This window comes from Pirellulales bacterium (assembly GCA_035533075.1).
Lineage (GTDB): Bacteria > Planctomycetota > Planctomycetia > Pirellulales > JAICIG01 > DASSFG01.
The window spans coordinates 1-9,098 of the sequence record DATLUO010000179.1 but is presented as its reverse complement, the minus strand read 5'-3'; the positions used below and the strand labels follow the sequence as shown (position 1 = coordinate 9,098).

Below are 9,098 nucleotides of genomic sequence, written 5' to 3'. Positions count from 1 at the left end.
CGGAAACCGGATGCCGACCTCCGTGCCCCACAACTCATAGCCGAACCGGTCGGGCCGCCACGCCGGCCGGTCGTCGCCCAGGATCGCGAAGCTCGCCACCTTTTGATTATAGCGATCGAACAGCCGGTAGTTATAGACGTAACGGCTCGAACAAGGTGTCGAGCGTTTCTTTCCACGCGCTATCGAAATCGGCCATTGCCAAGGTGCTCTCAGGTGCCTTTTGGGATGGGCGCAAGTCTACGAGACAACGAGCCTGGCCGAAAGAAGGCGAAATGCGAAAACGGAAGTGGTCCCGTGACCCGCCCGGCGCGGTTCCTGCGGAGTCCGATCGCGTTCGCCGCGCGGCACGCAGCGGAGCTAACGTCGCAACTCTAATCAGCGAAAGTATTTACGGCGATCACGCCGGCGACGCCGCACCCGTTTCCGCGACGGCGCCCAAACAAAAGCGCCGCGCGCGCGGCGCTTTTGTTAAGCAGCGCGCCGCGCGCGGCGCTTTTGCCTGCACGCGCCAGCCGATCCGTGCAGCCTGCGCTCAAAGTGCTCAAAGACCGAATCGCTCAATTCGGCGGAACGGCATCCCGGCGCGCCGGGATTGCGTACAGAGGATTGGCCGCGCACCTCGTTGGACGCGACAAACGTGTCGCCTGCGCTCGGGTGAGAACGTACACCTCCGCCCGGCAAGCGGGCGGCATCCGGTCGGAACAAAACTGGCGTCAGTACACGCTCGTCGGCCGCGAGTTTTTGCGCACGCCAGTCCCACCCTACCGCTGCATCCATCAATCGACGAATGACAGAGCACTATGCTTTCACAGCCTCCAGAAACAGGTCGATTCCCAGCCGCTCGGTGCCAATGGTGAAGCTCGTTTCGGGAATGCCGCCCGCCTTCGCCAACCGGGCGAGATCGCCCGACGTGCGGTAGAGCAGATACCAGTTGCCGATCCATTCCATGTAAGCCCGTGTCGGATTGTGGGGCGCGAAGTTGCCGACGGTCAACATTCCGCCCGGCCTCAACCGCTCCCAGAAGAAACGCAGCAACTTTTGCGCGGCGTCGTCGGGCAAATAATCGAACAGGCCCGAGCAGCAGACAAAGTCGACGCCGTCCAGGAGGACGGCCGCCCGCGGCCTGTCGGCCAGCCGGTAAAGATTCTCTCGCGCGACGACGATTTGCTCGGCCGCGAGCCACGGCGAAAGCCGCTGTTGAGCATGCACCAGCGCGGCTTCGTCGAGATCGAGCAACGTGTATTTGAGCGGGGCGCCGCTGCGCCCGGCGAGCGCCTGCGCGGCCAGGGCCAGCTCAATCGCCGGCCCGCAGCCGACGCTGGCGACGTGAAACAACCTTTGTGGATCCGCGGCCAGACCGCGTTCGACGAGCGAGGCGGCAAGCTGTTCGGTGCGGCCGCGCACCGCTTCCACGGCGGCCTGGCACTGAAAATAACGGTCGAACAGGCGACCGAGCGGATGCTCGCAGCACGCGCGCCGCCAGAAGCGGTCGAACATTTCAAAGTCGCCCGCATAGCCGCGCGGCTTGATGCGCGCCTGGTGCTGCAGCCAGCTTACGTCGAGCCACGCCCCTGCCGCGGTCCACAGCTCGCCGGAGGGGAGCTGATTCCGCTTGCCCCAACATTCCGTCGCCGCCAGCCGCGCCAGGCAGCGGTCCATCGCCCGTGAGAGCAAGGCATAGCCAACGTCACAGTCGGTCCAGCCGGCAGAGAGCAATTCAGCCCGCGCCAAGTCGGCGACGAGCCGCTCGCCTGTTTCTCCGGCCAACCTGCCAAGCTCATCGGATGACATCTTGTATATAGCCCGCTCATCCAGTCGGCGGGGCTTCCGGACGCTGCGGTCAGATCACCTGCCGGACCGGTTCGACGTGCTCGACGCCGACCAGCTTCTGATCGAGCCCTCCGTGGAAATAGGAGAGACGGTTCGGATCGATTCCCATCTGGTGCAAGATGGTGGCGTGCAGGTGCTTCACGTGGAACGGGCTTTCGACGGCGGCCGAGCCGAGCTCGTCGGTGGCGCCCACGCTCTGGCCGCCGCGGACGCCGCCGCCCGCCATCCACATCGTGAATCCGTAGGCATTGTGGTCGCGGCCCGTTCCCTCGGCGTATTCGGCGGTGGGCTGGCGTCCGAATTCGCCGCCCCACACCAGCAGCGTGCTTTCCAGCAGGCCGCGTTGTTCCAGATCGTGGATCAGCCCGGCGATCGGCCGGTCGGTGTTGCCGGCGTGAAACTCGTGGTTCTTTACCAGATCGCCGTGGGCGTCCCAATTGAAGTCGCTGTGGTTGCCGCCGGAGTAGAGTTGGATGAAGCGCACGCCGCGCTCCACCAACCGCCGGGCCAACAGGCAGCGTCGGCCGAAGTCGAGCGTGCGCGGGTTGTCGAGACCGTAAAGCTTGTGGGTGGCTTCCGTTTCCTGGCCCAGGTCGACGGCCTCGGGCGCGTGCCGCTGCATCTTGTAAGCCAACTCGTAGCTGGCGATGCGCGCGGCCAGGTCGGTGTTGCCGGCCCGCGCGGCAAGGTGCGCTTCGTTCTCGACGCGCAGGGCGTCGAGCAGGCGCCGCTCGAGCGGCCTCGTCATGCCTTGGGGTGAGTCGAGATCGAGAATCGGCGCGCCCTTGGAGCGCAGCACGGTTCCCTGATAGGTGGCCGGCATATAGCCGCTCGACCAGTTCTTGGCGCCGCTGATCGGCCCGCCGCTGGGATCGAGCATCACCACGAAGCCCGGCAGGTTCTCGTTCACGGTTCCCAGCCCGTAGTTGATCCACGATCCCAGGGCCGGACTGCCGCTGAGGATTTTGCCCGAATTCATTTGCAGCATGGCCGACCCGTGGATCGGCGAATCGGCCTGCATCGACTTGAGAAAGGCGATCTTGTCGACGCAGTCGGCCAGGTGCGGGAACAACTCGGAGACCCACTGGCCCGACTGGCCGTATTGCTTGAAGCTCCACTTGGGCCCGACCACGCGGCCTTCGTTCTTCTCGCCGCCGCGGCCCTTGGTTTTGACCGGAATGGTTTTGCCGTCGAGCTTGAACAGTTCGGGCTTATAATCGAAGGTATCGACGTGGCTCGGCCCGCCATACATGAAGAGAAAGATAACGCTGGTGGCCTTGGGCGCAAAATGCGGCGGCTTGGGGGCCAAGGGGTCCGCGTGCGGCGACGACTCGGCAGCCTCCGCCGGCGAAGGGCCAAAGAACCCGTCCCGCGAAAGCAACCCGGCCAGGGCCACCGACGTGAAGCCCGCGCCGGTTTGCCAAAGAAACTCTCGGCGCGTGCGGCCGCAGAAAGAGCGCTGGGGATTGGTTGGCATGGGTTATCAGTCTTGGTAGGGTGAGACCAGCGAGCTTGCGAGCGCCGGCCCACCATCAAAGGGTTCAGGGTTCAGGGTTCAGGGTTCAGGTGCAACCCGCGGCGGGCAATGTCCGCCGCACCTTGCGTTGGGTCGGCGCGAACTGGTTCTAGTGCTCTGTCAGTCGTCGATTGATGGATGGCGGTGGCTGGGGCAGAGCTTGGCCTCTACCACCGCGGCCTTCAGAATACGCTCTGCGGCCAAGCGATGCTACGATGTTTCCGGTTCCATTGTACCGGCGGCGGGCGCGGAAGCCACGGGCTTCGCGGCCACGATGAGCGTGCCGCCCCGCCCCAGGCAACTGCTGACCGCCACCAGCGGAAGTGCGGCCCCCGACAAAACCGCCCCCAGCGCGAGGTGCGTCGCACGCGCGGTTCGGCCGGCCCGCACGGGCCTGCGAATCAGGGACTGCAGAAAAATGTTCGGTTCCGCGGCGACGAGGTTCAGCGCGCTTTGCGACCAACCGATGAGGTCGTATTCGATTTCATGATGCCAATGCCCGACGAGCACGAAGCCCGTCGACTCCAACAGCCGGGCGAGCGATGGTCGATTGAAGTGGAACAGGTGCCGCGGCACATCGAGGTGCAGCCAATGGCGGCCGAAGAGGCGGGCCTGCCAGCCGTCCGCATCGGGCACGGAAACCAACAACACTCCGCCGGGCTGCAACCGCTCGCGCGCCTGCCGCAAGGCCTCGTGCGGACGCCGCAAATGTTCCAGGCTGTGCCAGAACGTGACGCAGTCGAATCTCTCGCTCGCGCGGAAGTCGTCGATCTCGGCGCGCACGTCGAGACCGAACGATCGCGCCTGCCGGGGTTCCAGTTCCGTGCCGCTCACCTGCCAGCCGCGCCGCTGGGCCGCGCGCAGAAAGCCGCCGTCGCCGCAGCCGACGTCGAGCAGCCGTTTGCCGCCGCCGGCAACGCGTTTGAGCAGCCGCAGCCGCCGCCAAACGCGATAGCCCGCCGTGATGCCGTGCCGGTTGCCATGATACGACCGGTAGAAACGGCCCAGGTCGTCGGGCGAGGGCACCGTCTGCCCCACGCCGCATTGCGAACACCGAGCGATCGAAAAGCGATCGCCGGTGAGCGAGTCGGCGGCGTCGGCCAGCGCCGGCCGCACGCTGCCGCCGCAGAGGCGGCATTTGATTTCCTCGCCCGCACCGCCGTTCGTCGCCATGCACCAGACCCTTGCCAAAGAAAGCCGAGCGGCGACGGTTCGATGCCCCGTTCGCCTTGCTGTTTGTAGCGTATTTCACGCGGAACCCACAGGGCTGGCGGGCGTTTTTTCCGACTGGTGAACGAGCGGCGTCGGATTACACTGGCAGGAAGGGACAGAAGTGGGTTTCGCGGAGTTGACGGGCCATGAGTGATCAAAATTTGCGACTTTCGCTCTTGGAAGTCCTTTACCACGAGTATCAAGTTTCGCAACAGGCCAGCGCGCTGGTGGCCCAGGTTTCGCGGGCCTACACGGTCGGAACGCTGGAAGCACTGGCCGAGCGGGGTTCGCGCGTCACGCGCCGCGCGGCCGTGCTCGTGCTGGGGCACCTGGCCGGCTACAGCTCCAACCATGCGCTGGGCCGCGCCTTGCAGGACGAAGACCGCGGTGTCCGCCTCGCCGCCGAGGAAGCCCTGCGGAGCATCTGGTGCCGCGCCGGCAACGACGACCAACGCCGTCAGCTTCAGCTTATCCTGGGCGCCAACACGGGCCGCCGCTACCACGAGGCGATTGCCCGTGCCACCTCGCTGATTCACGAGGCCCCCGACTTTGCCGAGGCCTGGAACCAGCGGGCCATTGCCTGGTACGGGCTCGGCAACTATGCCGAATCGATCGCCGACTGCAACCAGGCGCTGGAGATCAACCCCTATCATTTCGGAGCGGCGTCGGGCATCGGCCAGTGCTATTTGCAATCGGGCCGGCCGCGTCTGGCGCTGGAAAGTTTTCGCCGCGCGCTGGCCTTGAACCCGAACTTGGAAGGCGTCCGCGCCAACGTCGCCGCGCTGGAACGGACGCTCGGCAAGAAGTAGCCGGCCGACCGTTCCGGCGGAGCGCCATCCATCAATCGACGACTGACAGAGCACCAAGTCAAATCGTCAACGCTCGATCGCGCGCCACCACCGGCCAGCGGTTGACGACGCGGCCGCCCTCGACGACCAACGCCTCGCGGTGCAAGGCCACAGTCGGGCAAACATGATAGGGCACGCCGTAGAGACAGTCGCCGACCTTGAACTCTCCTGCCCGGCCGGTTTCCACCGTCAGGTGCTCCTCGCTATGGACGACCGGCACGGCATCGGGCACATCGAGCAAGATAACTCGCGGCTGCGGATTGTCGGGCGACACCGCCTTGTAGCCGAGATCGAGACAAAGTCGGTCGGCGGTGGGCTTGCTCACCACGCGCGTGAGCAGCAGTGCCGCGTGCAAAAAGTCAATATCCGGGAACTTCGTTCCGTAGCCCGCGTCCCAGAACACGCACGTGCCGGGACTGCACTCCAGATCGCTCCGCCGGGCGTGGATCGGGAAAGTGATCGTGCCGCCCGCCACAACCCGCGGCACCGGCAGCCCCGCCGCCGCAAGCTTGTATCGCAGTTCATCGACCGCGGCGAATTCGCGTTGCGCGTGGGCCGTACGTTCCACAGGGTCTGCGTCGCGAATGTGGCCGTCGTACACGTGCAGACCGCCGGGACGCACGCCCGGCAGATCGGCCAGCAGCCGATATAACTGCGCGGCGGCCGCCGGCGCCACGCCTGAGCGGTGCATGCCATTGTCGATGTCGAGCAGAATCTCCATCGGCCGCGGTTGCCGGGCGAACTCCGCAGAAAGCTCGCGCAGGGCTTCGGCGTCGTCGGCCAGCGTCGCGAAACGGGTGTCGGGAAACGTGCCGGCAAGCTTTGCCAGCCGCTCGACGTTCGGCCCCACGATCGGATAGGCCAGCAGCACGTCGCGTGCGCCGGCACGGGCCAGCATTTCGGCTTCGGCGATGGTGGCGCATTTGAACTTGTCGATTCCGGCCGCCAACTGCAAGGCGACCATCTCGGCCATCTTGTGGGTTTTGACGTGCGTCCGCAGCCGCTCGGTGCCTCCGGCAATGGCGATCGTCCGCCGCACGTTCTCTTCGACGCGCTCGCGGTAGATCAACAGCGCGGGCGACGGAATTCGCCGGTCGTCGTCGACTTGGTACCAAGGTTCGGGCATGGGCGGTCTCCTGATGGTTCATAGCATAGCGGATGAGGGATGCGGGTGGAACGCACGGTAGGGCGGGACCAGCGAGCGCAAAGCCCGCGTTATGCTGCGGTGCGCACGGGTGTTGGTTCCCCATCGCTGGCGTGTTTGCCACCAGCTTTAGCGGGTGGTTTGCGGTTAAAACTACACAGTCTTTGAGCCGGCTTCAGCCGGGCTTCTATCTCGTGGCTTCAGCCCGTGGATCAGACCCGCCGGCCATCCACAAGCCCGGCTAACGCCGGCTCAAAGATTGGCTGATTACGGCTGCTACCCACCAGCTAAAGCTGGTGGCAAACACAGGGGCAGATGGTCTTGCCCGGCATCCAGGTCTTAATCGGGTTTCAGGGCGGCGCGACGTTCTCGAAGGGATTTGCCGATTTGCCGCTGCCGTCGAAAGGGGTGTTTTTTGTCGGCCTGGCGCTGTTGAGCATGAGCATGCTGATGCTCATGATGCCGGCGACGTACCATCGGTACGTTGAGCAGGGCGAAGCCACGGAGAGGTTTCACCAGTTCACCAGCCGCATCCTGCTGTGGGCGATGATTCCGTTCGGCGTCGGAATGTGTTGCAATCTGTTCGTGGTGCTGGTGCGGGTCACGGGCAGCGTGCTGCCGGCGGCGATCGGCGCGGTCGCGGTCAACGTGGCATTGTTTGCGCTTTGGTTCGGCTTCATGATCTTCCGGCGCCGGCAGTTGGACCGGCGTCCCGGTTGGTTTCCCCACTTTCCGAGCGGAATAGTTTACGATTGCGCCAGTCGCTTAAAGGCAGGAGCTTCGACGATCTTCCAGCCGTCGCTCTGGTTCCATGGCCCGGTCGAATCTCGCTCGCCGAAGTCGCCTTCGCCGGTGGAATCGTTGAAGTATTGATCGACCAGCCCGGCCGTGGGCGGGATTTTGCCGATGGAAAGCGGGTGTTTGCCCATGCTTTCCAGCGCCGCCATGAATGCTTTCATGTGAGTAATCTCGCGGGTCATCAAAAACTGCAGAGCTTCTTTGGTGCCGGCGTCATCACAGTGGTCGATGAGGCGCTCATAAACGATCTTGGCGCGGGCCTCGGCGGCGATATTGCTGCGCAGATCGACGTCGAGTTCGCCTGTGATTTTCAGATAGTCGGCCGTCCAGGAGTTGCCCATCGAGTTGCAAAGCGCCACGCCGCCCCCGCCCGCAATTGCAATCAGCGGGTCGGCTTGCGCCGCGTTCGCCACTTGCTTCATCGGCTTCAGGTGCAGCCTCGCCAGCGTGCCGATAACTTCCAGATGGCTCAGCTCCTCGGTGCCGATATCCATCAGCAGGTCTTTTCGAGCGGGGTCTTCGCAGTTGATTCCCTGAATGGAATACTGCATGGCCGCGGCCAGTTCACCGTTCGCCCCGCCGAACTGCTCGAGCAGCATGTTTCCGAAGACCGGATCGGGCTCGTCGACGCGCACGGTGTACATCAGCTTCTTGACATGGTGGTACATAGCGCATTTCCTTTTAGGTTCGAGGATCTCTTTCGTCGCGCCCGCAGCGGTGCTGCAACGAACAGGCCAGCGGAGCATTTTATTCGAAATCGCGGCGCGGCGTTGGACGGTACGCACTTTGCCCGCGGCTGCGGCGTACCCGCCCGCACAGGGATGCGGGACATGCCATCACCAATACCCCGGTGGGACCGCTGAGATGCTTCGCTCATCTCGTCTCAGCAGCGGCGGCCTTCCCCTTGCCTTTGCCGGATCGGCTCCCACATTGACCGTTTCAAGGCCTGCTCGGTGTTCACTCGCGTTATGGCCTGCCTGTTCGCGGAGTCGCCCGAGGCGACCCTTTGCATCCGAAGGCTTCGGCAGTTTCGTTACCTCCACTGCCGCTCCGATTGCTACCGGCTGGAGCGACTTTTGCCGGGCGGGAATTTCACCCGCTGAGAACGCACGCCTTTTCACGGCGCACAAAGGGCGGCGCACAAAGGGGACAGGTCGGACAGGTCCAATTCTCTAGAATTGGACCTGTCCGACCTGTCCCCTTTAGCTGCCCCTCACCTCACCCCCGCCGCGAAATCGCGACCGCTCAGCCCACGCCACAATCCGAAGTTGCCTTCCACTCCGCGTCTTTCCCTTGCGTGCCGAGCCGGTTCGCTCCCCGCCCGATCCCGCGAACCGCTCCGACTGGCTCCGATTTCCCGCTCGGTCCCCGACGGCGGCTATGCGCTGGGCATTCTGACCGGCGAATGGGCCGCGGTTGATTGAATCGGCCGACTCCTTCGCGTTGCAAGGCACAACCAGCCGCCTTCCGATTGGACCGAAAGTTGCACAGCAGGTCGGCCCGCGATGGTGCTTTTCCGAAAGCGTCCGCGCGCCCGCGTTTCGTCCGCACCCCAGCTCAAAAAACGGGAAGGTAGCCTATGCTGTTCTTCGCCTATCCTAAGCGCGTCTCCGCGTCAATCCGCCCTGGCTTACCGGCCTGCTCGGCTCTGGGTACGAAGTCCACTGTGGCTTCGACGCGGACCAGCCCGGCGACACGGCAGCGGCCCGCATGATCGGCCTGCATCCCGCGGTTCAACGGCTACGACCGC

General features: G+C 64.6%; 8 protein-coding genes. 1 reads left to right on the top strand and 7 read right to left on the bottom strand.

Going from position 1 to position 9,098, the window contains the following annotated elements; genetic code table 11:
- Window positions 1-798 precede the first annotated feature (798 nt).
- The 3 genes from VNH11_22375 to VNH11_22365 all read right to left on the bottom strand — a co-directional run bounded on the left by VNH11_22375 (window position 799) and on the right by VNH11_22365 (window position 4,519).
- Window positions 799-1,791: a class I SAM-dependent methyltransferase gene (locus tag VNH11_22375; GenBank protein HVA49126.1), complete on the bottom strand. Its 993-nt coding sequence runs from the start codon at window positions 1,789-1,791 to the stop codon at window positions 799-801.
- A gap of 49 nt (window positions 1,792-1,840) precedes the next feature.
- Window positions 1,841-3,307 carry a DUF1501 domain-containing protein gene (locus tag VNH11_22370; GenBank protein ID HVA49125.1) on the bottom strand — a complete coding sequence of 489 codons (1,467 nt, stop codon included), beginning with the start codon at window positions 3,305-3,307 and terminating at the stop codon, window positions 1,841-1,843.
- 249 nt (window positions 3,308-3,556) lie between these two features.
- Complete coding sequence (locus VNH11_22365; protein ID HVA49124.1) at window positions 3,557-4,519, bottom strand: class I SAM-dependent methyltransferase; 963 nt, start codon at window positions 4,517-4,519, stop codon at window positions 3,557-3,559.
- A 185-nt stretch (window positions 4,520-4,704) separates the two neighbouring features.
- Here VNH11_22365 and VNH11_22360 point away from each other — a divergent pair, with 185 nt between their 5' ends.
- Complete coding sequence (locus tag VNH11_22360) at window positions 4,705-5,367, top strand: tetratricopeptide repeat protein (protein HVA49123.1); 663 nt, start codon at window positions 4,705-4,707, stop codon at window positions 5,365-5,367.
- A gap of 58 nt (window positions 5,368-5,425) precedes the next feature.
- On the opposite strand, the gene VNH11_22355 is transcribed toward VNH11_22360, so the two are convergent.
- The 4 genes from VNH11_22355 to VNH11_22340 all read right to left on the bottom strand — a co-directional run bounded on the left by VNH11_22355 (window position 5,426) and on the right by VNH11_22340 (window position 8,016).
- Window positions 5,426-6,532: a D-TA family PLP-dependent enzyme gene (locus VNH11_22355; GenBank protein ID HVA49122.1), complete on the bottom strand. Its 1,107-nt coding sequence runs from the start codon at window positions 6,530-6,532 to the stop codon at window positions 5,426-5,428.
- A 368-nt stretch (window positions 6,533-6,900) separates the two neighbouring features.
- Window positions 6,901-7,053 carry a hypothetical protein gene (locus tag VNH11_22350; GenBank protein HVA49121.1) on the bottom strand — a complete coding sequence of 51 codons (153 nt, stop codon included), beginning with the start codon at window positions 7,051-7,053 and terminating at the stop codon, window positions 6,901-6,903.
- Window positions 7,054-7,062: 9 nt separating this feature from the next.
- A complete protein-coding gene (locus VNH11_22345) occupies window positions 7,063-7,230 on the bottom strand; it encodes a hypothetical protein (protein HVA49120.1) in 168 nt (55 codons plus the stop codon).
- 66 nt (window positions 7,231-7,296) lie between these two features.
- A complete protein-coding gene (locus VNH11_22340; protein ID HVA49119.1) occupies window positions 7,297-8,016 on the bottom strand; it encodes a manganese catalase family protein in 720 nt (239 codons plus the stop codon).
- Window positions 8,017-9,098 lie beyond the last annotated feature (1,082 nt).